The organism is Streptomyces sparsogenes, assembly GCF_001704635.1.
Taxonomy (GTDB): domain Bacteria; phylum Actinomycetota; class Actinomycetes; order Streptomycetales; family Streptomycetaceae; genus Streptomyces; species Streptomyces sparsogenes.
Window position 1 is genome coordinate 22547 of the sequence record NZ_MAXF01000129.1, and the last position, 24288, is coordinate 46834.

Genomic DNA, 24288 nt, shown 5'->3' on the forward strand with positions numbered 1-24288 from the left:
CATTGGTCCGAGGCGCGCGCCGCCGCTCCCGGGGCGTGGCTACGATGGGCCAGCCGGTGGCCTGTTGACCACCCGGCCCGTTTCGACCCCCCGGGAAGGCCATGCTGAACAAGTACGCGCGTGCATTCTTCACGCGTGTTCTCACCCCGTTCGCCGCCCTGCTCATCCGCCTGGGGGTCAGCCCAGACGCGGTGACCCTCGCCGGGACCGGCGGTGTGGTCGCGGGCGCACTGGTCTTCTATCCGCGGGGCGAGTTCTTCTGGGGCACCGTCGTCATCACCCTCTTCGTCTTCTCCGACCTGGTCGACGGCAACATGGCGCGGCAGCTCGGGCGCTCGAGCCGCTGGGGCGCGTTCCTGGACTCCACGCTGGACCGGGTCGCCGACGGCGCGATCTTCGGTGGTCTCGCGCTGTGGTACGCGGGGCGCGGCGACGACAACGCGCTGTGCGCGGTGACGATCTTCTGCCTGGCCAGCGGCCAGGTCGTGTCGTACACCAAGGCCAGGGGCGAGAGCATCGGGCTGCCGGTCAATGTCAACGGGCTGGTCGAGCGCGCCGAGCGGCTGGTGATCTCGCTGGTCGCCTGCGGCTTCTCCGGGCTGCACAAGTTCGGCGTGCCGCACATCGAGGTCCTGCTGCCGATCGCCCTGTGGATCGTGGCCCTCGGCAGCGCGGTGACCCTGGTGCAGCGCGTGGTGACCGTGCGGCGTGAGGCGGCCGAGGCCGACGCCGCCGACCGGGCGGTGGTCCAGGGGGGCGAGGGGCGGTGAGCGAGAAGCTGGCCGACGCGCTGTACGGGGTCGGCTGGAGCACGGTCAAGAAGCTCCCCGAACCCGTCGCCACGGCGCTCGGCCGGCGCATCGCCGATGTGGCGTGGAAGCGGCGCGGCAAGGGGGTGCTGCGCCTGGAGTCCAATTACGCCCGCGTCGTCCCGGACGCCTCCGCGCGGCGCCTGGCCGAGCTGTCCCGGGCCGGGATGCGCTCGTATCTGCGCTACTGGATGGAGTCCTTCCGGCTGCCGGCGTGGAGCGAGCAGCGGGTCCGCGGCGGCTTCGCCCCCGAGGGCCTGCACCACCTCACCGACGGTCTGGCCAGTGGCCGCGGGGTCGTGCTGGCGCTGCCCCACATGGCCAACTGGGACCTGGCCGGCGCCTGGGTCACCACCGAGCTCGGGGTGCCGTTCACCACGGTCGCGGAGCGGCTCAAGCCCGAGTCGCTGTACGACCGCTTCGTGGCCTACCGGGAGGGCCTGGGCATGGAGGTGCTGCCGCACACCGGCGGAAGCGCCTTCGGGACGCTGGCGCGCCGGCTGCGGGAGGGCGGGCTGGTGTGCCTGGTCGCGGACCGGGACCTGTCGGCGTCGGGCGTCGAGGTGAAGTTCTTCGGAGAGGCGGCCAAGATGCCCGCCGGGCCCGCCATACTGGCGGCGAGGACGGGGGCGCTGCTGCTGCCGGTCACCCTCTGGTACGACGCGTCCCCGGTGATGCGGGGCCGGGTGCACCCGCCGATCGAGGTCCCCACGGCCGGTACCCGCGCGGAGCAGGCCGCGGCCATGACGCAGGAGCTCGCCGACGTGTTCGCCGCGGGGATCGCCGAGCACCCGCAGGACTGGCACATGCTGCAGCGGCTCTGGCTGGCGGATCTCGAACCACGTCCCGGCGGTGCCGCGGACGCCGACGACAGCTCCGGAACGGAGAAACGGTGAGGATCGGGATCGTCTGCCCGTACTCGTGGGATGTCCCCGGGGGCGTCCAGTTCCACATCCGCGACCTGGCCGAGCACCTCATCCGGCTCGGACACGGCGTCTCCGTGCTGGCTCCGGCGGACGACGAGACGCCGCTGCCGCCGTACGTCGTCTCCGCGGGGCGCGCCGTGCCGGTGCCCTACAACGGCTCGGTGGCGCGGCTCAACTTCGGCTTCCTCTCGGCGGCGCGCGTGCGGCGCTGGCTGCACGAGGGCGGGTTCGACGTGATCCACATCCATGAGCCCGCCTCGCCCTCGCTCGGCCTGCTCGCCTGCTGGGCGGCGCAGGGTCCCATCGTCGCGACCTTTCACACCTCGAACCCCCGTTCCCGGGCGATGATCGCCGCGTATCCGATCCTGCAACCCGCGCTGGAGAAGATCAGCGCCCGGATCGCGGTGAGCGAGTACGCGAGGCGGACGCTGGTCGAGCACCTGGGCGGGGACGCGGTCGTCATCCCCAACGGCGTCGATGTGCGCTTCTTCGCCGACGCCCGGCCCAAGCCGGAGTGGGAGGGGGAGACCCTCGGCTTCATCGGCCGCATCGACGAGCCCCGTAAGGGCCTGCCGGTGCTGATGCGGGCCCTGCCGGAGATCTTCGCGGCCCGGCCCGGGGCCCGGCTGCTGGTCGCCGGGCGCGGCGACGAGAAGGAGGCTGTGGCCACGCTGCCCGAGGAGCTGCGCGGCCGGGTGGAGTTCCTCGGCATGGTGAGCGACGAGGACAAGGCGCGGCTGCTGCGCAGCGTGGATGTGTACGTCGCGCCGAACACGGGCGGGGAGAGCTTCGGCATCATCCTCGTCGAGGCCCTGTCGGCGGGCGCCGCCGTGCTGGCCAGCGACCTGGACGCGTTCGCGCAGGTGCTCGACGGGGGAGCGGCCGGAGAGCTGTTCGCCAATGAGGACGCGGAGGCGCTGGCGGGGGCCGCGATCCGGCTGCTGGGCGACCCCGGGCGGCGCGCGGAGCTGCGGGAGCGGGGCAGCCGGCATGTGCGGCGCTTCGACTGGGAGACGGTCGGGGCGGACATCCTCGCGGTGTACGAGACGGTGACGGACGGGGCGGCCTCGGTGGCCGCCGACGAGCGCGCCGGCCTGTGGGCCCGGCTGGGCCTGGCCCGCGACCAGGCCCGCGACTAGGTACGGGGTCGGGCCCGCGACTAGGTCCGGGGCCGGGCCCGCGACCAGGTCCGGGGCCGGGCCCGGACCAGGCCCGGAGCCGGGCCCCGGCCGGTGCCGGATGGGGCGGGGGCGGCGGGCGTAGGCGGTAGCGTGGCGCGGCGTGACCACTTTGATCTGGATCGCGGCCGCCCTGGTCCTCATCGCCGTCTACCTGAGCTGGACCGCCGGGCGGCTGGACCGGCTGCACAGCCGGCTGGACGCGGCGCGGGCGGCGCTCGACGCGCAGCTGCTGCGCCGGGCCTCGGTCGCCCAGGAGCTGGCCACCGCCGGGGTGCTCGATCCGGCGGCCTCCATCGTGCTGTACCAGGCCGCGCACGCGGCGCGGCAGGCGGAGGAGGAGCAGCGCGAGGTCGCCGAGAGCGAGCTGAGCCAGGCGCTGCGCGCGGTGTTCGCGGAGAGCGCCCAGGTCGAGGCGGTCCAGGAGGCGCCGGGGGGTGAGGCGGCGCTGGGCGAGCTGACGGAGGCCGTGCGGCGGGTGCCGATGGCCCGGCGGTTCCACAACGACGCGGTGCGGGCGGCGCGGGCGCTGCGCCGGCACCGCACGGTGCGCTGGTTCCGGCTCGCGGGCCACGCGCCGTTCCCGATGGCCTTCGAGATGGACGACGAGCCCCCGGCGGCGCTCGCGGCCCGGACGGTCTGAGAGGCCCGTCTGGAGCCACCGGACCTCGATTGGCCCTTGTCGGGTGAGGACCCGGACGGCTTTTGTGTATCGAACGGCCCTACGATGGGCTCATCGCACTTTTCATCATCGAGTGAGGTCAAACCGTGTCCATCACGCCCGCCAGCACGCCCCAGACCCCGGAGACCGGCACCGCGCGCGTCAAGCGCGGCATGGCCGAGCAGCTCAAGGGCGGCGTGATCATGGACGTCGTCACGCCGGAGGAAGCGAAGATCGCCGAGGACGCGGGCGCCGTCGCGGTCATGGCCCTCGAGCGCGTTCCCGCCGACATCCGCAAGGACGGTGGCGTGGCCCGCATGTCCGACCCGGACATGATCGAGGGGATCATCAACGCGGTCTCCATCCCGGTCATGGCCAAGTCCCGGATCGGCCACTTCGTCGAGGCCCAGGTGCTGCAGGCCCTCGGCGTCGACTACATCGACGAGTCCGAGGTCCTCACCCCCGCCGACGAGGTCAACCACAGCGACAAGTGGTCCTTCACCACCCCGTTCGTGTGTGGCGCCACCAACCTGGGCGAGGCCCTGCGCCGCATCGCCGAGGGCGCGGCGATGATCCGCTCCAAGGGCGAGGCCGGCACCGGCAACGTCGTCGAGGCGGTGCGCCACCTGCGCCAGATCAAGGGCGAGATCGCCCGGCTCAGGGGCCTGGACAACCACGAGCTGTACGCCGCGGCCAAGGAGCTGCGCGCCCCGTACGAGCTGGTCAAGGAGGTCGCCGAGCTCGGCAAGCTGCCGGTCGTGCTGTTCTCCGCCGGTGGCGTGGCCACCCCGGCCGACGCCGCGCTGATGCGCCAGCTCGGCGCCGAGGGCGTCTTCGTGGGCTCCGGCATCTTCAAGTCCGGCGACCCGGCCAAGCGCGCCGCCGCGATCGTGAAGGCCACCACCTTCTACGACGACCCCAAGGTCATCGCGGATGTCTCCCGCAACCTGGGCGAGGCCATGGTCGGCATCAACTGCGACACCCTGCCCGAGGGCGAGCGCTACGCCAACCGCGGCTGGTGACGGCCGGGCCGGTCCCCGGCCCGTCGGCAAGCCGCCTCCCCGGTGGACGGTCCACTCGGGCCGTCCACCCGTTTCCCGTTCTGTCCCGAGAGGTCCTATGTCCATCGGAGTACTCGCCCTCCAGGGCGATGTCCGCGAACACCTCGCCGCGCTCGCCGCGGCCGGTGCCGAGGCCCGGCCGGTCCGCCGCGCCGAGGAACTCGCCGAGGTGCACGGCCTGGTGATCCCCGGCGGGGAGTCCACCACCATGTCCAAGCTCGCCGTCGTCTTCGGGATGCTGGAGCCGCTGCGGGAGCGGGTGCGCACCGGGATGCCGGTGTACGGCACCTGCGCGGGCATGATCATGGTCGCGGACAAGATCCTCGACGGCCGGGACGACCAGGAGACCCTCGGCGGCATCGACATGACCGTGCGCCGTAACGCCTTCGGCCGCCAGAACGAGTCCTTCGAGGCCGCGGTCGACGTCGCGGGCGTCGAGGGCGGCCCGGTGGAGGGCGTCTTCATCCGGGCGCCGTGGGTCGAGTCCGTGGGCGCGGGCGTCGAGGTGCTCGCGACGTACGGGGACCACGCCGTGGCCGTGCGGCAGGGAAATGTCCTCGCGACCTCGTTCCACCCCGAACTGACCGGCGACCACCGGGTACACGCGCTGTTTGTCGACCTGGTACGGGCCGCGGGCTGACGCGGTCCCGGTAGGATCTCAGGCGTTCGTGCAGCAATGGGTTACGCGAAGGAGACAGGCGGATGTCCGGCCACTCTAAATGGGCTACGACGAAGCACAAGAAGGCCGTGATCGACGCCAAGCGCGGCAAGCTCTTCGCCAAGCTCATCAAGAACATCGAGGTCGCCGCCCGCACAGGCGGCGCGGACCCCGACGGCAACCCCACCCTCTTCGACGCCATCCAGAAGGCGAAGAAGCAGTCCGTGCCGAACAAGAACATCGACAGCGCGGTCAAGCGCGGCGCGGGGCTCGAGGCGGGTGGCGCCGACTACGAGACGATCATGTACGAGGGCTACGGGCCGAACGGCGTCGCGGTGCTCATCGAGTGCCTGACCGACAACCGCAACCGCGCCGCCTCCGACGTGCGCGTCGCCATGACGCGCAACGGCGGGTCCATGGCGGACCCGGGTTCCGTCTCGTACCTCTTCAACCGCAAGGGCGTGGTGATCGTCCCCAAGGGTGAGCTGACCGAGGACGACGTGCTGGCCGCGGTCCTGGACGCGGGCGCCGAGGAGGTCAACGACCTGGGCGAGTCCTTCGAGGTGATCAGCGAGGCCACCGACTTGGTCGCGGTGCGCACCGCGCTCCAGAAGGAGGGCATCGACTACGACTCGGCCGAGGCGAACTTCGTTCCCACCATGCAGGTCCAGCTGGAGGAGGAGGCGGCGCGGAAGATCTTCAAGCTGATCGACGCGCTGGAGGACAGCGACGACGTGCAGAACGTCTTCGCCAACTTCGACGTCTCCGACGAGGTCATGGCCAAGGTGGACGCCTGAGGCAGGGACAGCGGCACACGGGCCGGCGGGGACACACAACCCCACCGGCCCGTCGCTGTCAGTGGCGCCGGATACGCTGCCGGGCAGGTGATCGAATGCGGCGATGGGGAGGGCGCGGTGCGGGTGCTGGGCGTGGATCCGGGGCTGACCCGGTGCGGCGTCGGCGTGGTCGAGGGGGTCGCGGGCCGGCCGCTGCGCATGCTGGGGGTCGGGGTCGTACGGACTCCGGCGGACGCCCCGATCGGTGACCGGCTCGTCCTCATCGAGCGCGGCCTGGAGGAGTGGCTGGAGACCCACCGGCCCGAATTCGTGGCGGTGGAGCGGGTGTTCAGCCAGCACAACGTGCGGACGGTCATGGGCACCGCGCAGGCGAGCGCGGTCGCGATGCTCTGTGCCGCCCGCCGCGGGCTGCCGGTCGCCCTCCACACGCCCAGCGAGGTCAAGGCGGCCGTGACCGGGACCGGCCGCGCGGACAAGGTGCAGGTCGGCTCGATGGTCACCCGGCTGCTGCGGCTGGACGCCCCACCGAAACCGGCCGACGCCGCCGACGCGCTGGCGCTCGCCATCTGCCACATCTGGCGGGCGCCCGCGATGAACCGGCTCCAGCAGGCCGTCGCCGCCCACCGCACCACGAAAGGCCGTATCTCATGATCGCGTTCGTCTCCGGCCCGGTCGCGGCCGTCGGCCCGGACACCGCCGTCGTCGAGGTCGGCGGCGTCGGCATGGCCGTGCAGTGCACTCCGACCACGCTGTCCGGACTGCGCGTCGGCCAGCCGGCCCGGCTCGCCACCTCCCTCGTGGTCCGCGAGGACTCGCTCACCCTCTACGGCTTCGCGGACGACGACGAGCGCCAGGTCTTCGAGCTGCTCCAGACCGCCAGCGGCGTCGGCCCCCGCCTCGCCCAGGCCATGCTGGCCGTCCACTCGCCCGACGCGCTGCGGCTGGCCGTCGCCACCGGCGACGAGAAGGCGCTGACCACGGTCCCGGGCATCGGCAAGAAGGGCGCCCAGCGGCTGCTGCTCGAGCTCAAGGACCGGCTCGGCGAGCCGGTGGGCCGCCCCGCCGCGGCCGCCGCCGCCCCCGGCTGGAGCGACCAGCTGCACGCGGCCCTCGTCGGCCTCGGCTACGCGCCCCGGGAGGCCGAGGACGCGGTCGCGGCCGTCGCCCCGCAGGCCGAGGCCGCCCTGGCCGACGGCGGCAGCCCCCAGGTGCCGCAGCTGCTGCGGGCCGCACTCCAGACCCTGAACCGGGCCCGCTGACCGCCGGCCCCGACCCGGGCCGGCGACCTCCCCGCGCGCCCGGCCGCACTGCCCGATACGACATCGCGAGGCGAGACTTTCCGTGAACTGGGACGAGACCGCACCGGCCACCGCCGACGACGCCCGCTCCGGGCGGCTGGTGGGCGCCGACGCCGACGGCGAGGACCAGGCGGTCGAGGCCGCGCTGCGCCCCAAGGACCTGGGGGAGTTCGTCGGCCAGGAGCGCGTCCGCGTCCAGCTCGACCTGGTCCTCAAGGCTGCCCGGCAGCGCGGCGGCACGGCCGACCACGTACTGCTGTCCGGCGCGCCCGGCCTCGGCAAGACCACCCTGTCGATGATCATCGCGGCCGAGATGGGTGCCCCCATCCGGATCACCTCGGGCCCCGCCATCCAGCACGCGGGCGACCTCGCCGCGATCCTGTCCTCGCTCACCGAGGGCGAGGTGCTCTTCCTCGACGAGATCCACCGCATGTCGCGGCCCGCCGAGGAGATGCTCTACATGGCGATGGAGGACTTCCGCGTCGATGTGATCGTCGGCAAGGGCCCCGGCGCCACCGCCATCCCCCTGGAGCTGCCGCCGTTCACCCTGGTGGGCGCCACCACCCGGGCCGGATTGCTGCCGCCCCCGCTGCGCGACCGCTTCGGCTTCACCGGCCACATGGAGTTCTACGCCCCGGCCGAACTGGAGCGCGTCATCCACCGCTCCGCCGGGCTGCTGGACGTGTTCATCGAGCCGGAGGGCGCGGGCGAGATCGCCGGCCGCTCCCGGGGCACCCCGCGCATCGCCAACCGCCTGCTGCGCCGGGTGCGCGACTACGCCCAGGTCAAGGCGGACGGCGTGATCACCCGAGAGATCGCGGCCCGCGCCCTGGACGTGTACGACGTGGACGGCCGCGGCCTGGACCGGCTGGACCGCGCGGTGCTGACCGCCCTGCTCAAGCTGTTCGGCGGGGGCCCGGTGGGCCTGTCCACCCTGGCCGTCGCGGTGGGGGAGGAGCGTGAGACGGTGGAGGAGGTCGCCGAGCCCTTCCTGGTACGGGAAGGACTGCTGGCCCGCACCCCCCGGGGCCGGGTGGCCACCCCCGCGGCCTGGACCCATCTGGGGCTGACCCCGCCGCAGCAGGGCGGGGCCGGGGCCCAGCGGGGACTCTTCGAGGGCTGAGGCGGAAGGCGGCCGATAGCCGATAATGGTCGGGTCAGGAACCCCCGGGCCGTGCCGGGCGTTGTTCCATAGGCGCGGGCTCGCTTAGACTCCGCCGATGCCGTCCGTATGCCGTGTCCGGGTCCGGTGCGGCATGACCACCCCATAGTCCAGGCCGCCTCCCCGCGGTCATGTGAAGGAATTTCCGTCCCGTGTATATGACTCTCCTGCCGTTCATCGTGCTCATCGGGGCCATGTTCCTGATGACCCGATCGGCCAAGAACAAGCAGCGCCAGGCCGCGCAGATGCGTGACCAGATGGGGCCCGGCACCGGCGTGCGGACCATCGGCGGTATGTACGCCACGGTCAAGGAGGTCCACGAGGACACGGTCCTCCTGGAGGTCGCTCCCGGCGTCCACGCCTTCTACGCGAAGAACGCGGTGGGAGCCGTCCTCGAGGACGCCGAGTACAACCGGATCGTGCACGGCATCGACCCCGACGCCGACGACACCCCTGTCGTCCCCGACGACGCCTCCTCGCTCACCGGGGCCGAGGGCGAGACGGCCGACGCCGAGGCGGCGGACGAGGACAAGAAGACCGACCTCACCAAGCCGGCGGCCGCGGCCGACGCGCCGAAGGAGGACAAGCGGGACGGCGACGCCGACGCCAAGTAGCACCCGTGCCGGGAACCGCGGCGCGCCACCGCTCGGCGCGCCGCGGTTCCCGGGCGGTTAGGCTCCGGCGGGGGCTCGTCCCACAAGACTTCGTGGCCGCCCGGCGCACACCCGATGCGGGGCGGTTGGACAGGGAGATTACGAGAAGGTGGCAGCACCGAAGAAGGGCCGCAGGTCCTCCGGGTCACAGGGCAGGCCCGGGCGCGCCCTGGTCGCGATCCTGGTCGCCATCGTGGCGCTCACCGCGGGGATGTTCATCTCCGGTCACACCAAGCCACGGCTGGGCATCGACCTGGCAGGCGGCACCAGCTTCACGCTGGAGGCCAAGAACCAACCGGGTAAGCCCAACGCGATCAACTCGGACAACATGAACACCGCCGTCAACATCATCGAGCGGCGGGTCAACGGTCTGGGTGTGACCGAGGCCGAAGTCCAGACGCAGGGCGACAAGCACATCATCGTGAACATCCCCAAGGGGATGAACGCGAAACAGGCCCGTCAGCAGGTCGGCACCACCGCCCAGCTCTACTTCCGCCCCGTGGTGACCTACACGGACGGCAAGAAGACCGAGCCCACCCCCACGCCCTCGGCGACCGAGAGCGGCAAGGGCAAGAACGACAAGGGCAAGGGCGACGAGAAGGGCAAGGCGTCGGGCACCCCGACCGCCTCCTCGACCCCCAGCGGGTCGAGCAGCCCGAGCGCGTCCGGCAGCAGCCAGGGGCGGGCCGTCTCCGAGGGCCTGAAGGCCGACAAGACGCCGACCGCCACGCAGAGCCCCAGCGCCACGCAGAGCCCGAGCGCCTCGCAGAGCCCCAAGGCGCCCAAGACCCCGAAGAGCGACTCCTCCAAGGCCGACGATCTGAACAAGCAGCTCGCGGACCTGGTGTGCACCACCCCCGCGGACCGCGCCAAGGCGCGGGAGAAGGCCGCCGCCGCCAAGCCCAGCGACTCCATCGTGGCCTGTGACCGCGACGGCTCGCGGAAGTTCATCCTCGGCCCGTCCGAGGTGGAGGGCACCGACGTCAAGGACGCCGCCTCCGTCTACGACAGCCAGGGCGGCGGGGGCTGGATCGTCCAGCTCAACTTCACCGGCTCGGGTGGCAAGAAGTGGGCCAAGGTGACCGGCGAGCTGGCCACGCAGCAGCCGCCGCAGAACCAGTTCGCGATCGTCCTGGACGGCGAGGTCTACTCCGACCCGCGGGTCGACGAGTCCATCGTCGGCGGCCGGGCCCAGATCTCCGGCCCTGACTTCGACCAGAAGAACACCGCCGACCTGGCCAACGTGCTGTCCTACGGCGCGCTGCCGCTGTCGTTCGACATCGCGGACGAGACCACCGTCTCCGCCGCGCTCGGCGGCGAGCAGCTGCAGGCCGGCCTCGTCGCCGGCGCCATCGGCCTGGCGCTCGTGGTCCTCTACCTGGTGGTGTACTACCGGGGTCTGGCGCTGGTCGCCATCGCGAGCCTCGGGGTCTCCGCCGTCCTGACGTACACGATCATGGTGCTGCTCGGCCCGGGCATCGGCTTCGCGCTGAACCTGCCGGCCGTCTGTGGCGCGATCGTCGCGATCGGCATCACGGCCGACTCCTTCATCGTGTACTTCGAGCGCATAAGGGACGAGATCCGCGAGGGCCGCTCGCTGCGCCCGGCCGTGGAGCGCGGCTGGCCCCGGGCCCGGCGCACCATCCTGGTGTCCGACTTCGTGTCCTTCCTCGCGGCCGCGGTGCTCTACATCGTCACGGTCGGCAAGGTGCAGGGCTTCGCCTTCACCCTGGGCCTCACCACGCTGCTGGACATCGTGGTGGTGTTCCTGTTCACCAAGCCGCTGATGACGATCCTCGCCCGGCGCAAGTTCTTCGCGAGCGGTCACCCGTGGTCCGGCCTGGACCCGAGGCGCCTGGGCGCCAAGCCGCCGCTGCGCCGCGGCCGCCGCACCACCCCGCCCGCCCCCGCCGACCCGAAGGAGGCGTGAGATGTCGCGACTCGGCACTCTCGGCGCCAGGCTGTACCGAGGCGAGGTCGGCTACGACTTCGTCGGCAAGCGGAAGATCTGGTACGGCATCTCGATACTGATCACCATCACGGCCATCGTGGGCCTGGCGGTGCGCGGGCTCAACATGGGCATCGAGTTCTCCGGCGGCGCGGTCTTCACCACCCCCAAGACCAGCGTGTCGGCCTCCGAGGCGCGCCATGTGGCGGAGTCGGCGTCCGGTGGCCACACCGCGGTCGTCCAGGAGCTCGGCCGTGGTGGCCTGCGGATCCAGATCAGCGAGCTGGGCACCAAGGAGGCGCTGCCGGTCCAGGAGAAGCTCGCCAAGGAGCTGGATGTCCAGACCAGCAAGATCGACACCCAGCTGGTCGGCCCGAGCTGGGGTGAGGAGATCGCCAGCAAGGCCTGGCAAGGCCTGGCGATCTTCATGGTCCTGGTGGTGATCTATCTCGCCATCGCCTTCGAGTGGCGCATGGCCGCGGCCGCCCTGATCGCGCTGATCCATGACCTCACCATCACGGTCGGGGTCTACGCGCTGGTCGGCTTCGAGGTCACCCCCGGCACCGTGATCGGTCTGCTGACCATCCTCGGTTACTCGCTCTACGACACCGTCGTCGTCTTCGACGGTCTCAAGGAAGCGTCGAAGGACCTCACCAAGCAGACCCGCTTCACCTACAGCGAGATCGCCAACCGCAGCCTCAACTCGACCCTGGTGCGCTCCATCAACACCACGGTCGTGGCGCTGCTGCCGGTCGGCGCGCTGCTGTTCATCGGCGGCGGTGCGCTGGGCGCGGGCATGCTCAACGACATCTCGCTGGCGCTGTTCGTCGGCCTCGCCGCCGGCGCGTACTCCTCGATCTTCATCGCCACCCCGCTGGTGGCCGACCTCAAGGAGCGCGACCCGCAGATGAAGGCCCTGGCCAAGCGGGTGCGCGCCAAGCGCGCCGCCGAGGCCGCCAAGGCCGACGCCGGCACCGGACAGGCGTCGGAGGACCCCGACCCGTCGGCCGCCGAGGACGGCGACCAGCCCACCCCCGCGGCCGCGGGCGCCGGCCAGCGCCGCCAGCCCGCCTCCCGCGGCCGGGGCCGCGGCCGACCGTCGGGGAAGCGCCGATGAGCGCCGCGACGACGACCGCGGGGATCGGCGGGCTCGACGGCGAGGAACTGCGCGGGCTGCTGCTCAGCCGGATCCTGGACGTGCCGGACTATCCGAAGCCGGGGGTGACGTTCAAGGACATCACCCCGCTGCTCGCCGACGCCGCCGCCTTCGGCGCGCTCACCCACGCGCTCGCCGAGCTGTGCGTCAAGCACCGCGCCACCAAGGTGGTGGGCCTGGAGGCGCGCGGCTTCATCCTGGCCGCCCCGGCCGCCGTGCGCGCCGGGATCGGCTTCGTCCCCGTGCGCAAGGCGGGCAAGCTCCCCGGGGCGACCCTGGGCCAGGCGTACGAGCTGGAGTACGGCACCGCGGAGATCGAGATCCACGCCGACGCGCTGGAGCCCGGCGACCGGGTCCTGGTCATCGACGACGTGCTCGCCACCGGCGGCACCGCCGAGGCGTCGCTGCGGCTCATCCGCCGCGCGGGGGCCGAGGTCGCCGGGGTCGCGGTGCTGCTGGAGCTCGGCTTCCTCGAAGGCCGCGGCCGCCTCCTCCCCACGCTCGACAGCGCCCCGCTGGAGGCCCTGATCACGGTCTGAGCGAATCCGGCTCCGACCCGATCACGGTCTGAGCCGGATCATGGTGTGAGCCGATCATCCCGAGGGCGGGAGCCGGAACGATCCGGCTCCCGCCCTCGGGCGTGACAGGGGCCGCGAGCGGTCGGGAGGCAAGTGGAGTGGCGGGATCGATACCATGGCACCCCGACCTCTTTGAGGCCCGGACCGCCTGAGGAGTGCTCTTGCCAGACGAGGCCCAGCCGCTCTCCGCCGCGCAACCGGCAGAGCCGACCGCCGTCGCCGAGACCACGGCGGCCCCCGAGGTGCCCAAGAACAGCCGTGAGGCGGGCCCCCGGCCGGAGCCCTCCGCGGCCCGGCCACCGGCGGAGCGCGGCAGCGGCACACGGTCCGCCGCGCCGGCCCCCCGCCCCCTGCAGAACCCCGCCCCCCGGGGCGGCTCCTCCAACCGGGTCCGCGCCCGCCTCGCCCGCCTCGGCGTGCAGCGCTCCAGCCCGTACAACCCGGTCCTGGAGCCGCTGCTGCGCATCGTGCGCGGCAACGACCCCAAGGCCGACGCCTCGACGCTGCGCCAGATCGAGCGCGCGTACCAGGTCGCCGAGCGCTGGCACCGCGGCCAGAAGCGCAAGAGCGGCGATCCGTACATCACCCACCCGCTCGCCGTGACCACCATCCTGGCCGAGCTGGGTATGGATCCGGCCACCTTGATGGCCGGCCTGCTGCACGACACCGTCGAGGACACCGAGTACGGCCTGGACACCCTGCGGCGTGACTTCGGCGACCAGGTGGCCCTCCTCGTGGACGGCGTCACCAAGCTGGACAAGGTCAAGTTCGGCGAGGCGGCCCAGGCCGAGACCGTGCGCAAGATGGTCGTCGCCATGGCCAAGGACCCCCGCGTCCTGGTCATCAAGCTCGCCGACCGCCTGCACAACATGCGCACCATGCGCTACCTGAAGCGGGAGAAGCAGGAGAAGAAGGCCCGCGAGACGCTGGAGATCTACGCCCCGCTCGCCCACCGCCTGGGCATGAACACCATCAAGTGGGAGCTGGAGGACCTGGCCTTCGCGATCCTCTACCCCAAGATGTACGACGAAATCGTGCGCCTGGTCGCCGAGCGGGCCCCCAAGCGCGACGAGTACCTCGCCGTCGTCACCGACCAGGTCCAGGGCGATCTGCGCGCGGCCCGCATCAAGGCGACCGTCACCGGCCGCCCGAAGCACTACTACTCGGTCTACCAGAAGATGATCGTGCGCGGCCGCGACTTCGCCGAGATCTACGACCTGGTGGGCATCCGGGTGCTCGTCGACACCGTCCGCGACTGCTACGCGGCGCTCGGGACCATCCACGCGCGGTGGAACCCGGTGCCCGGGCGGTTCAAGGACTACATCGCGATGCCCAAGTTCAACATGTACCAGTCGCTGCACACGACGGTCATCGGGCCCAGCGGCAAGCCGGTCGAGCTGCAGATCCGCACCTTCGACATGCACCGCCGCGCCGAGTACGGCATCGCCGCGCACTGGAAGTACAAGCAGGAGGCCGTCGCGGGCGCCTCCAAGGTGCGCACCGACGTCCCCCGCAAGGCCGGCAAGGACGACGCCATCAACGACATGGCGTGGCTGCGGCAGCTGCTGGACTGGCAGAAGGAGACCGAGGACCCCAGCGAGTTCCTGGAGTCGCTGCGCTTCGACCTGTCGCGCAACGAGGTCTTCGTCTTCACGCCCAAGGGCGACGTCATAGCGCTGCCGGCCGGGGCCACCCCGGTGGACTTCGCGTACGCCGTGCACACCGAGGTCGGCCACCGCACCATAGGGGCCCGGGTCAACGGGCGGCTGGTGCCGCTGGAGTCCACCCTCGACAACGGCGACCTGGTGGAGGTCTTCACCTCCAAGGCGACCGGCGCCGGCCCGTCCCGGGACTGGCTGGGCTTCGTCAAGTCCCCGCGCGCCCGCAACAAGATCCGCGCCTGGTTCTCCAAGGAGCGCCGCGACGAGGCCATCGAGCAGGGCAAGGACGCCATCGTGCGGGCCATGCGCAAGCAGAACCTGCCGATCCAGCGGATCCTCACGGGCGACTCGCTGGTCACCCTCGCCCACGAGATGCGCTACCCCGACATCTCCTCGCTGTACGCGGCCATCGGCGAGGGCCATGTCTCCGCGCAGAACGTCGTCGGCAAGCTGGTGCAGGCCCTCGGCGGCGAGGAGGCCGCCAACGAGGACATCGCCGAGACCGCGCCGCCGATCCGGGACCGCCGCAAGCGCCGCTCCAGCGCCGACCCGGGCGTCGTCGTCAAGGGCGTCGACGACGTGTGGGTCAAGCTGGCCCGCTGCTGTACGCCCGTGCCCGGGGACCCCATCATCGGCTTCGTCACCCGCGGCAACGGCGTCTCCGTGCACCGCGCGGACTGCGTCAACGTCGACTCGCTCTCCCAGCAGCCGGAGCGGATGCTCGACGTCGAGTGGGCGCCCACCCAGTCCTCCGTCTTCCTGGTCGCCATCCAGGTCGAGGCCCTGGACCGGTCCCGGCTGCTGTCCGATGTCACCCGCGTGCTGTCCGACCAGCACGTCAACATCCTGTCCGCCGCCGTGCAGACCTCCCGCGACCGGGTGGCCACCTCGCGCTTCACCTTCGAAATGGGCGACCCCAAGCACCTGGGCCACGTCCTGAAGGCCGTACGGGGCGTCGAGGGCGTCTACGACGTGTACCGGGTGACCTCGGCCCGCCAGCGCTGAGCCACGCTGAGACACACAGCCGCATGGCACGGCCCCCGGCGCGATCGATGCGCCGGGGGCCGCTGCCGTGTGTGGTTCATCAGCCATCAATTGAGGAACCCCGACGGCGAGTAACCACCTCCGCGAGAGCGGCGGCGGCTTAGCCGCAAAGAGGTGCCTCAGCCGCCGAACTCCTCCAGGCCCTTGAGCGCCTGGTCCAGCAGCGCCTGCCGGCCCTCCAGCTCCTTGGCGAGCTTGTCGGCCTTGGCGTTGTTGCCGGCCGCGCGCGCCGCGTCGATCTGCCCGCGGAGCTTGTCCACGGCGTCCTGGAGCTGACCGGTCAGCCCCTGGGCGCGGGCCCGCGCCTCGGGGTTCGTACGCCGCCACTCGGCCTCCTCGGCCTCCTGGATGGCGCGCTCCACCGCGTGCAGCCGGCCCTCGATCCGCGGCCGGGCGTCCCGCGGCACATGGCCGATGGCCTCCCAGCGCTCGTTGACCGAGCGGAAGGCCGCCCGCGCCGCCTTCAGATCGGAGATCGGAAGCAGCTTCTCCGCCTCGGCGACCAGCTCCTCCTTGCGGGTCAGATTCTCCCGCTGCTCCGCGTCGCGCTCCGCGAACACCGCGCTGCGGGCCTGGAAGAAGACATCCTGAGCGCCGCGGAAGCGGTTCCACAGGTCGTCCTCGGCCTCGCGCTGGGCGCGCCCGGCCGCCTTCCACTCGGCCATCAGCTCCCGGTAGCGCGCGGCGGTCGGACCCCAGTCGGTGGAGTCGGACAGCGACTCGGCCTCGGCGACCAGCTTCTCCTTGGCCTGCCGGGCAGTCTCGCGCTGCGCGTCCAGCGCCGCGAAGTGCGCCTTGCGCCGCTTGGAGAACGCCGAGCGGGCGTGCGAGAAGCGGTGCCACAGCTCGTCGTCGGTCCGGCGGTCCAGGCGCGGCAGGCCCTTCCAGGTGTCGACCAGCGCGCGCAGCCGCTCCCCGGCCGCTCGCCACTGCTCGCTGGCGGCCAGCTCCTCGGCCTCGGCGACCAGCGCCTCCTTGGCCCGCCGGGCCTCGTCGGCCTGCACCGCCTTGGCCGCGCGGCGCTCCTCCCGGCGCGCCTCGACATCGCCGGCGAGCTTGTCGAGCCGCTTCCTGAGCGCCTCCAGGTCACCGACCACATGGTGCTCGTCGACCTGCCGGCGGATGTGCTCGATGGCAGCCGTCGCGTCCTTGGCCGACAGGTCCGTGGTCCGGACCCGGCGCTCGAGGAGGCCGATCTCGACGACCAGGCCCTCGTACTTGCGCTCGAAGTAGGCGAGGGCCTCTTCAGGAGATCCCGCCTGCCACGATCCGACGACCTGCTCGCCGTCGGCCGTACGCACGTACACGGTCCCCGTCTCGTCGACGCGGCCCCAAGGCTCGCTGCTCACAGCGCCTCCTCCACATGATGCCGGGGCGGGCGCGCGGCCCGCGGGCATCGTCCACAGTTTCTTACGGCCGGCCGGGAGCCACCCTGACCGGTCTCGCGGCAGGGTGCGCCGACGGAGGCAAGCACCCTGTACAACGCCAACATAGGCGACCGGCGGCCCGGCTGTCCGTATCCTGCGCGACCGAAATTTCGCAGTACGCGCGCCGGAGCCGTCAGGACTTGGTGACCGTGGCCTTGTTGATCAGCACGGTGGCGTTCGGAGCGGTGTTCCCGGTCTGCGGGTCCGGCGCCGTCGCGCCCGCGTTCCCGATCTTCGTCAGGACCTTCATGCTGTCCTTGTCGAGAATGCCGAAGGGCGTGTAGTACGGCGGGAGCTGGCTGTCCTTGTAGACCAGGAAGAACTGGCTGCCGCCGCTGTTCTTGCCCTTGTTGGTCTGCGGGTCGAACTGGTTGGCCATCGCGACCGTGCCGGCCGGGTACGTGTTGCCCTTGATCCTGGAGTCCTTCAGGTTCTCGTCCGGGATGGTGTAGCCGGGGCCGCCCATGCCGGTGGCCTTCGGGTCGCCGCACTGCAGCACGAAGATCCCCTGGTTCGTCAGCCGGTGGCACTTGGTGTGGTCGAAGTAGCCCTTTCCGGCCAGGAACGCGAAGGAGTTCACGGTGTGCGGGGCCTTGGCCGCGTCCATGGTGACGGTCATGTCACCGCAGGTGGTCTCCAGCTTCATGGCGTAGGTGGCCGACTTGTCGATGGTGACGTCCGGCTCCTTCTTCCACGACATGGTCTTCGGCTTCTGCTTCCCGGCCGCCTTGGCCCCCTTGGCGCAGGGGTCCGGCGCCTTGGTGGTGGGGGTGGGGGAGGGCGTGGGCATCGTGGGCTCGGCGGCCTTGTCGGACTCCTTCTTGCCGTCGCCGCCGGACAGGGCGCTCACGGCGGTCACCACCCCGCCCGCCGCCAGGACCACGGCCAGCGTGGAGGCGATCACCACATTGCGGCGGCGGCGCTTGTGCCGGGCGGTCTCCCGGCGCTGCTGCTGCCGAAGGTACTTCTCCCGTGCGAGCTGCCGCCGCCGCTGCTCGTTACTGACCACCGGGTCGTCTCCCTCATCGTGGGCCGTCGCTGTCGTGTGTGATGACTCGGCCGTACCGTATACGGGTTCGCTATGGCGGGAGCGCCGCCGGTAGGCTCTGAACGGCCAAACTTCCAAACTTCTGCCAGCGACTCTTAAGGACGATCGTGCTCATTGCCGGGTTCCCCGCCGGGGCCTGGGGGACCAACTGCTACCTGGTCGCCCCCGCCGCCGGTGAGGAGTGCGTGATCATCGACCCGGGCCACCAGGCGGCCCAGGGAGTCGAGGAGACACTCGCCAAGCATCGGCTCAAGCCCGTCGCCGTCGTCCTCACCCACGGCCACCTCGACCACGTCGCCTCGGTGGTCCCGGTCTGCGGCGCCCATGACGTACCGGCCTGGATCCACCCGGCCGACCGCTACATGATGAGCGACCCGGCGAAGGCCTTCGGGCGCTCCATCGGGCTGCCGCTCCTGGGCGAGCTGACCGTGGGCGAGCCGGACGACCTCAAGGAGCTGACCGACGGCGCGCGGCTGGAGCTGGCCGGTCTCGAGTTCTCCGTCGCGCACGCCCCGGGCCATACCAAGGGGTCGGTGACCTTCCGGCTGCCCGAGCGGGCGGACATCCCGTCCGTCTTCTTCTCGGGCGACCTGCTCTTCGCCGGCTCCATCGGACGCACCGATCTGCCCGGCGGCGACCACGCCGAGATCCTCGAGTCCCTGGCCCGTGTGGTCCTGCCGCTCGACGACTCGACCGTGGTGCTGTCCGGCCACGGCCCCCAGACCAGCATCGGCCGCGAGCGCGCCACCAACCCGTTCCTGCGGCAGGTGGCCGACGGCCTCGGAGACGGCGCCCCGGCGCCGGCTCCGCGACGAGGAATGTGACGAGAGACCTTCCGTGAGCACCTTCAAGGCCCCCCGGGGCACCTATGACCTGATCCCGCCGGCCTCCGCGGCCTACCTCGCGGTGCGCGACGCCATCGCCGCCCCGCTCAAGCGGTCCGGCTACGGCTACGTCGAGACGCCCGGCTTCGAGAACGTCGAGCTGTTCGCGCGCGGTGTCGGCGAGTCCACCGACATCGTCACCAAGGAGATGTACACCCTCACCACCAAGGGCGGCGACCAGCTCGCGCTGCGCCCCGAGGGCACCGCCTCCGTACTGCGCGCGGCGCTGGAGGCCAACCTCCACAAGGCCGGGAACCTGCCGGTCAAGCTCTGGTACTCCGGCTCGTACTACCGCTACGAGCGCCCCCAGAAGGGCCGCTACCGCCACTTCTCGCAGGTCGGCGCGGAGGCGATCGGCGCCGAGGACCCGGCGCTCGATGCCGAGCTGATCATCCTGGCCCACGACGCGTACCGCTCGCTGGGGCTGCGGAACTTCCGGATCCTGCTGAACTCGCTGGGCGACGCCGCCTGCCGCCCCGCCTACCGGGCCGCCCTCCAGGACTTCCTGCGCGCGCTCGACCTCGACGAGGACACCCGGCGCCGGATCGAGATCAACCCGCTGCGGGTCCTCGACGACAAGCGCGAGGCGGTGCAGAAGCAGCTCGTCGGCGCGCCGGTGCTCGGCGACCACCTGTGCGAGGAGTGCAAGCGGTACCACGAGCAGGTGCGGGAGCTGCTGACCGCCGAGGGCGTGGCCTTCGAGGACGACCCCAAGCTGGTGCGCGGCCTCGACTACTACACCCGCACCACCTTCGAGTTCGTCCACGACGGGCTCGGCTCGCAGTCCGCGGTCGGCGGCGGCGGCCGCTACGACGGCCTCTCCGAGATGATCGGCGGGCCGGCGCTGCCCTCGGTGGGCTGGGCGCTCGGCGTGGACCGCACGGTGCTGGCCCTGGAGGCCGAGGGCATCGAGCTGGACCTGCCCCCCGCCACCAGCGTGTTCGCCGTGCCGCTCGGCGAGGAGGCGCGCAAGGTGCTGTTCGGCACGGTCGCCGCGCTGCGCCGGGCGGGCGTCGCCACCGACTTCGCGTACGGCGGCAAGGGTGTGAAGGCGGCGATGAAGGCCGCGAACCGGAGCGGTGCGCGGCTCGCGGTCATCGCGGGGGAGCGGGACCTCGAGGAGGGCGTGGTCCAGCTGAAGGACCTGGAGTCCGGGGAGCAGACGCCGGTCCCGCTGGACGGCGTCGTCGAAGCGGTCCGCGCCCGCCTCGGCTGACCCCGCCCGGGTCCGCGTCCGCCTCGGCGCCCCCGCCCGGGTCCGCGTCCGCCGCGGCTGACCCCCGCCCGCGCAGTCCCCTATCCGCCCCCGCCGTCAATCCGGCGGGGGCGGATTCACTCCGGCGATCCGGGACCGCCGTGACCACCCCGCCGAGGCCCGGTCCGGCCCGGTCAGCGCGGCTTTACGCCCACCCGACGGGTGCCGGAGCAGGATGGGCCGGACGGCCCTGATTCTCCCGAAGAGACGCTGCGGCCGTCCCCGATGCGGCAGAATGTCCGTGCTCGACGGGGGCTGGACATGGCGGACACGGCGGGACGACGGAACGGCGATATGGCGACGACAGCGGTGGACGAGGTGCACTCCGACCAGGCGCGGCAGGACGGCGCGCGGGTCGCGGTCGGGGGCGGCCGGGCATTCGCCCTGCTGCTCGTGATCACCGGCGCGCTCGGACTGCTGGCCGCATGGGTCATCACGATCGACAAGAACAAGATCCTTGAAGCCAAGGCCAACGGCACGCACTTCACGCCCGGCTGCAGCCTCAACCCGATCGTGTCCTGCGGCAACATCATGGAGAGCGACCAGGCGCAGGCGTTCGGCTTCCCCAACCCGATGCTCGGGCTGGTCGCCTACGGGATCGTCATCTGCGTGGGGATGTCCCTGCTGGCCGGGGCCCGCTTCCCCCGCTGGTACTGGCTGACCTTCAACGCCGGCGCCCTATGCGGCGTCGGATTCTGCGCCTGGCTGCAGTACCAGTCGCTGTACGTCATCGGCTCGCTGTGCCTGTGGTGCTGCCTGGCCTGGGTCGCCACCATCGTCCTGTTCTGCTACGTCACCGGCAAGAACATCAAGCACGGGTTCCTGCCCGTGCCCGCCGGGCTCCGGCGCGGGCTGCTGGAGTTCCACTGGGTGGTGCCGGTGCTGTGGGTCGGCGTCATCGGCATGCTGATCCTGACCCGGTGGTGGAACTTCTGGACCGGCGGCCAGGCCTGACCCGCCGCGCTCGGACCGGTCGGTCGCGCCGGCCCGTCGCGCTGCCCGGCGGCGCTGTCGGTGGGGTGGCATAGGCTTCCCGCGTGGAGCCAGACCTGTTCACCGCCGCCGCAGAGGAACGCCAGGAGAAGGACCCGGCCAGCACCCCGCTGGCCGTGCGCATGCGCCCGCGCACGCTCGACGAGGTCGTGGGCCAGCAGCATCTGCTGCGGCCCGGTTCCCCGCTGCGGCGGCTCGTCGGCGAGGGCGGCGGCGGCCCCGCCGGGCCGTCCTCGGTCATCCTGTGGGGCCCGCCCGGCATCGGCAAGACGACCCTGGCGTACGTCGTCAGCCAGGCCACCCAGAAGCGCTTCGTCGAGCTGTCGGCGATCACGGCGGGCGTGAAGGAGGTGCGGGCCGTCATCGACGGCGCGCGCCGCTCCTCCGGGGCGTACGGGCGGGACACCGTGCTCTTCCTCGACGAGATCCACCGCTTCAGCAAGGCCCAGCAGGACTCACTGCTGCCCGCCGTCGAGAACCGCTGGGTCACGCTCATCGCGGCCACCACGGAGAATCCCTACTTCTCCGTCATCTCCCCGCTGCTGTCGCGCTCGCTGCTGCTCACCCTGGAGCCGCTGACCGACGACGACCTGCGCGGGCTGCTGCGCCGCGCCCTGACCGACGAGCGCGGCCTCGGCGGCGCGGTCACGCTCCCCGAGGACGCCGAGGGCCATCTGCTGCGGATCGCGGGCGGCGACGCGCGGCGCGCGCTGACCGCGCTGGAGGCGGGCGCCGGGGCGGCGCTGGCCAAGGGCGAGCCGACGATCACCCTCACGACGCTGGAGGAGGCGGTCGACCGCGCCGCGGTGAAGTACGACCGCGCCGGCGACCAGCACTACGACGTGGCCAGCGCCCTGATCAAGTCCATCCGCGGCTCGGATGTGGACGCGGCGCTGCACTACCTGGCCCGGATGATCGAGGCGGGGGAGGACCCGCGGTTCATCGCGCGGCGGCTGATGATCTCCGCGAGCGAGGACATCGGGCTCGCCGACCCGACCGCTCTGCAGACGGCCGTGGCCGCCGCCCAGGCGGTCGCGCTGATCGGCTTCCCCGAGGCGGCACTGACCCTCGGCCACGCCACGGTGGCGCTGGCGCTGGCCCCCAAGTCCAACGCGGTCACCCGCGCGATCGGCGACGCCCTCGCCGACGTCCGCGCGGGGCTCGCCGGCCCGGTCCCGCCGCACCTGCGCGACGGCCACTACAAGGGCGCCGAGAAACTGGGGCACGCGCAGGGCTATCTCTACCCGCACGACCTGCCGGGCGGGATCGCGGCGCAGCAGTACGCGCCGGACAAGATCCACGGCAAGCGGTACTACGAGCCGACGCGCTACGGCGCGGAGGCCCGCTACGCGGACGTCGTCGAGCGCGTCCGGGCCCGCCTCCGCGGCGAAGCCCCGCCCCAGCCCCCGCGCCCGCCCCAGCCCGCCGGTCCGGGCGCCTCGGGTGAGTCGGGTGAGTCGGGCCCCTCGTCCGAGGCGCCGCCCTCCGACGGCCCGGCCGCCGCGGAGTCCTAGGGGCCGCTGGGCAGGGCCCTACTCCGTCGCCGCCTCGAAGAGCGCGTGCATCGCCCGGCGGAGCTCGGAAATGTTCCGTACCGGCTCGGGGAAGTCGAAGCGCGCGTCGAAGGGCGCGCCGGGCGCGTCGGGGAAGCGGACGCGGAGGCCGAAGCGGTCCAGGGCGACCGGGACCGCGCGTCCGCGCGCACCGCACGCGCGGTCCGGGTGGTCGCCGAGCAGGGCGCACAGGCCGCGCATCCGGTCGTCGTGGGCGGCGTGCAGATGCTGGAGGAGCTCGGCCTCGTGCGGGGCGAGCGGGTCGGGCGCGGCGGTCGCGAAGTCCTCGGGCTCGACCGGCTCCGCGCCCCACAGGTCGTCCACCCACGCCTCGCCGACCTCCAGCCGCAGCAGCGCCCATCCGCCGCCGTCCCCGGCCAGCGCCTCGCGCAGGCCGAGCAGCTTCCCGACCGGGTGCCGCCGGGCCAGCAGCGCAGCGCTCGCCGCGCGGTCCCGGTCGCGTACGGGCGTGAGCCACCCGCCGACCCAGGCGCGCCCGCGGATCCGGTGGGGGACGGCCACCGGAGCGACGTCTGTGATCTCCATCACGCAGGTCAGCTCGTCGTCCTGGGCGTACGTCGCGGCGCGGGCGGCGGCCCCGGCGCCGGGGAGGAGCAGGAGCAGATCGCCGTCGGGGGTGACGGCGCGCGCGGCGGGGAGGTCGGCGGCGGGCTCGTCGGTGGCGGCCGCGGCCTCGATTCCGGGAATGGAGAGCGACGCCGTAGCCTTGGACTCGACGAGAGTACGTACCCGCTCCGCCGCCGATGGCCGTGGAGCGTCTTCCCCGGGACGCGGCTGACCCTCCTCGGTGCTCTGAGCAGCGCTGGGCAGGGGGATCCCAGGTCGAAACATGCGTCCTCCTCGGCTAAGGTAAGGCTCACCTAACTTATATCGGAGGTTCGTTCCCCGTGAACCAGTCGCGTCCTAAGGTCAAGAAGTCGCGAGCGCTCGGCATCGCCCTGACCCCGAAGGCTGTCAAGTACTTCGAGGCCCGCCCCTACCCGCCGGGCGAGCACGGCCGTGGCCGCAAGCAGAACAGTGACTACAAGGTCCGACTGCTGGAGAAGCAGCGCCTGCGGGCGCAGTACGACATCAGCGAGCGCCAGATGGCCCGCGCCTACGACCGGGCGCGCAAGGCCGAGGGCAAGACCGGTGAGGCCCTGGTCGTCGAGCTCGAGCGCCGTCTGGACGCGCTCGTCCTGCGGTCCGGTCTGGCCCGCACCATCTACCAGGCCCGCCAGATGGTGAGCCACGGCCACATCGAGGTCAACGGCCGGAAGGTCGACAAGCCGTCCTTCCGGGTCCGCCCGGACGACGTGGTGATGGTCCGCGAGCGCAGCCGCGACAAGCACCCCTTCCAGGTCGCGCGCGAGGGCGGCTACGCCCTCGACGGCGAGACCCCGCGCTACCTCCAGGTCAACCTTCAGGCCCTGGCCTTCCGCCTGGACCGGGACCCGAACCGCAAGGAGATCCCGGTGATCTGCGACGAGCAGCTGGTCGTGGAGTACTACGCCCGCTGAGGCCGTTGTCCACGCATC

23 protein-coding genes are annotated in these 24288 nt (G+C 72.2%); 20 read left to right on the plus strand and 3 right to left on the minus strand.

All coding sequences use genetic code 11. The annotated features are described in order from the left end of the window. Positions 1–101 precede the first annotated feature (101 nt). From pgsA to BBH68_RS26730, 15 genes are all read left to right on the plus strand, one after another. Positions 102–770, plus strand: coding sequence for a phosphatidylinositol phosphate synthase (gene pgsA, locus BBH68_RS26660; protein WP_065966110.1), 669 nt, complete (start codon positions 102–104; stop codon positions 768–770). Further along, on the plus strand, positions 767–1705 hold the full coding sequence (locus BBH68_RS26665) for a phosphatidylinositol mannoside acyltransferase (protein WP_065966112.1): 939 nt from the start codon (positions 767–769) through the stop codon (positions 1703–1705). Before pgsA ends, BBH68_RS26665 begins: the two co-directional genes overlap by 4 nt. Further along, the gene (locus BBH68_RS26670) at positions 1702–2874 is read left to right on the plus strand and encodes a glycosyltransferase family 4 protein (RefSeq protein ID WP_065966114.1); all 1173 of its coding nucleotides are present in this window, start codon (positions 1702–1704) and stop codon (positions 2872–2874) included. The genes BBH68_RS26665 and BBH68_RS26670 overlap by 4 nt, the downstream gene beginning before the upstream one ends. 142 nt (positions 2875–3016) lie before the next feature. Next, positions 3017–3556 carry a hypothetical protein gene (locus tag BBH68_RS26675; RefSeq protein ID WP_065966115.1) on the plus strand — a complete coding sequence of 180 codons (540 nt, stop codon included), beginning with the start codon at positions 3017–3019 and terminating at the stop codon, positions 3554–3556. 125 nt (positions 3557–3681) lie between these two features. Then, positions 3682–4596 carry a pyridoxal 5'-phosphate synthase lyase subunit PdxS gene (pdxS, locus tag BBH68_RS26680; RefSeq protein WP_065966117.1) on the plus strand — a complete coding sequence of 305 codons (915 nt, stop codon included), beginning with the start codon at positions 3682–3684 and terminating at the stop codon, positions 4594–4596. 97 nt (positions 4597–4693) lie between these two features. Continuing rightward, positions 4694–5275: a pyridoxal 5'-phosphate synthase glutaminase subunit PdxT gene (gene pdxT / locus BBH68_RS26685; RefSeq protein ID WP_065966119.1), complete on the plus strand. Its 582-nt coding sequence runs from the start codon at positions 4694–4696 to the stop codon at positions 5273–5275. Positions 5276–5337: 62 nt separating this feature from the next. Beyond that, positions 5338–6090, plus strand: coding sequence for a YebC/PmpR family DNA-binding transcriptional regulator (locus tag BBH68_RS26690; RefSeq protein WP_065966121.1), 753 nt, complete (start codon positions 5338–5340; stop codon positions 6088–6090). A 117-nt stretch (positions 6091–6207) separates the two neighbouring features. After that, complete coding sequence (ruvC, locus tag BBH68_RS26695; RefSeq protein ID WP_065966123.1) at positions 6208–6741, plus strand: crossover junction endodeoxyribonuclease RuvC; 534 nt, start codon at positions 6208–6210, stop codon at positions 6739–6741. Beyond that, the gene (gene ruvA, locus BBH68_RS26700) at positions 6738–7349 is read left to right on the plus strand and encodes a Holliday junction branch migration protein RuvA (protein WP_065966124.1); all 612 of its coding nucleotides are present in this window, start codon (positions 6738–6740) and stop codon (positions 7347–7349) included. Before ruvC ends, ruvA begins: the two co-directional genes overlap by 4 nt. A gap of 82 nt (positions 7350–7431) precedes the next feature. After that, positions 7432–8511 (plus strand): Holliday junction branch migration DNA helicase RuvB, encoded by a 1080-nt coding sequence (ruvB, locus tag BBH68_RS26705; protein WP_065966126.1) that lies wholly within the window; start codon positions 7432–7434, stop codon positions 8509–8511. Positions 8512–8708: 197 nt separating this feature from the next. Beyond that, entirely contained in the window at positions 8709–9164 is a 456-nt protein-coding gene (gene yajC / locus BBH68_RS26710; RefSeq protein ID WP_065966128.1) for a preprotein translocase subunit YajC, read from the plus strand. A gap of 148 nt (positions 9165–9312) precedes the next feature. Beyond that, positions 9313–11133: a protein translocase subunit SecD gene (gene secD / locus BBH68_RS26715; protein ID WP_065966130.1), complete on the plus strand. Its 1821-nt coding sequence runs from the start codon at positions 9313–9315 to the stop codon at positions 11131–11133. A 1-nt stretch (position 11134) separates the two neighbouring features. Beyond that, positions 11135–12268 carry a protein translocase subunit SecF gene (secF, locus tag BBH68_RS26720; RefSeq protein WP_065966132.1) on the plus strand — a complete coding sequence of 378 codons (1134 nt, stop codon included), beginning with the start codon at positions 11135–11137 and terminating at the stop codon, positions 12266–12268. Continuing rightward, positions 12265–12846 (plus strand): adenine phosphoribosyltransferase, encoded by a 582-nt coding sequence (locus BBH68_RS26725; RefSeq protein ID WP_065966133.1) that lies wholly within the window; start codon positions 12265–12267, stop codon positions 12844–12846. The genes secF and BBH68_RS26725 overlap by 4 nt, the downstream gene beginning before the upstream one ends. Positions 12847–13046: 200 nt before the next feature. Then, on the plus strand, positions 13047–15551 hold the full coding sequence (locus BBH68_RS26730; RefSeq protein WP_065966134.1) for a RelA/SpoT family protein: 2505 nt from the start codon (positions 13047–13049) through the stop codon (positions 15549–15551). Positions 15552–15709: 158 nt separating this feature from the next. Here BBH68_RS26730 and BBH68_RS26735 read toward each other — a convergent pair whose 3' ends face one another. Then, complete coding sequence (locus BBH68_RS26735; RefSeq protein WP_065966135.1) at positions 15710–16939, minus strand: DUF349 domain-containing protein; 1230 nt, start codon at positions 16937–16939, stop codon at positions 15710–15712. Between the two features lie 211 nt (positions 16940–17150). Then, positions 17151–18026: a peptidylprolyl isomerase gene (locus BBH68_RS26740; RefSeq protein ID WP_065966139.1), complete on the minus strand. Its 876-nt coding sequence runs from the start codon at positions 18024–18026 to the stop codon at positions 17151–17153. Between the two features lie 146 nt (positions 18027–18172). On the opposite strand from BBH68_RS26740, the gene BBH68_RS26745 reads away from it, so the two are divergent. The 4 genes from BBH68_RS26745 (at position 18173) to BBH68_RS26760 (ending at position 22711) form a co-directional block, all read left to right on the plus strand. Then, complete coding sequence (locus BBH68_RS26745) at positions 18173–18889, plus strand: MBL fold metallo-hydrolase (RefSeq protein ID WP_065966141.1); 717 nt, start codon at positions 18173–18175, stop codon at positions 18887–18889. A gap of 13 nt (positions 18890–18902) precedes the next feature. Further along, a complete protein-coding gene (hisS, locus tag BBH68_RS26750) occupies positions 18903–20165 on the plus strand; it encodes a histidine--tRNA ligase (protein ID WP_065966143.1) in 1263 nt (420 codons plus the stop codon). 333 nt (positions 20166–20498) lie between these two features. Next, positions 20499–21158, plus strand: coding sequence for a vitamin K epoxide reductase family protein (locus tag BBH68_RS26755; protein ID WP_065966144.1), 660 nt, complete (start codon positions 20499–20501; stop codon positions 21156–21158). An 83-nt stretch (positions 21159–21241) separates the two neighbouring features. Next, on the plus strand, positions 21242–22711 hold the full coding sequence (locus BBH68_RS26760; protein WP_245738327.1) for a replication-associated recombination protein A: 1470 nt from the start codon (positions 21242–21244) through the stop codon (positions 22709–22711). Between the two features lie 18 nt (positions 22712–22729). Here the strand turns inward: BBH68_RS26760 and BBH68_RS26765 are convergent, their stop codons facing one another. After that, on the minus strand, positions 22730–23602 hold the full coding sequence (locus BBH68_RS26765) for a DUF2470 domain-containing protein (protein WP_065966146.1): 873 nt from the start codon (positions 23600–23602) through the stop codon (positions 22730–22732). A 56-nt stretch (positions 23603–23658) separates the two neighbouring features. Between BBH68_RS26765 and rpsD the strand changes: the two genes are divergently transcribed. Continuing rightward, the gene (rpsD, locus tag BBH68_RS26770; protein WP_065966148.1) at positions 23659–24270 is read left to right on the plus strand and encodes a 30S ribosomal protein S4; all 612 of its coding nucleotides are present in this window, start codon (positions 23659–23661) and stop codon (positions 24268–24270) included. Positions 24271–24288: the final 18 nt, after the last annotated feature.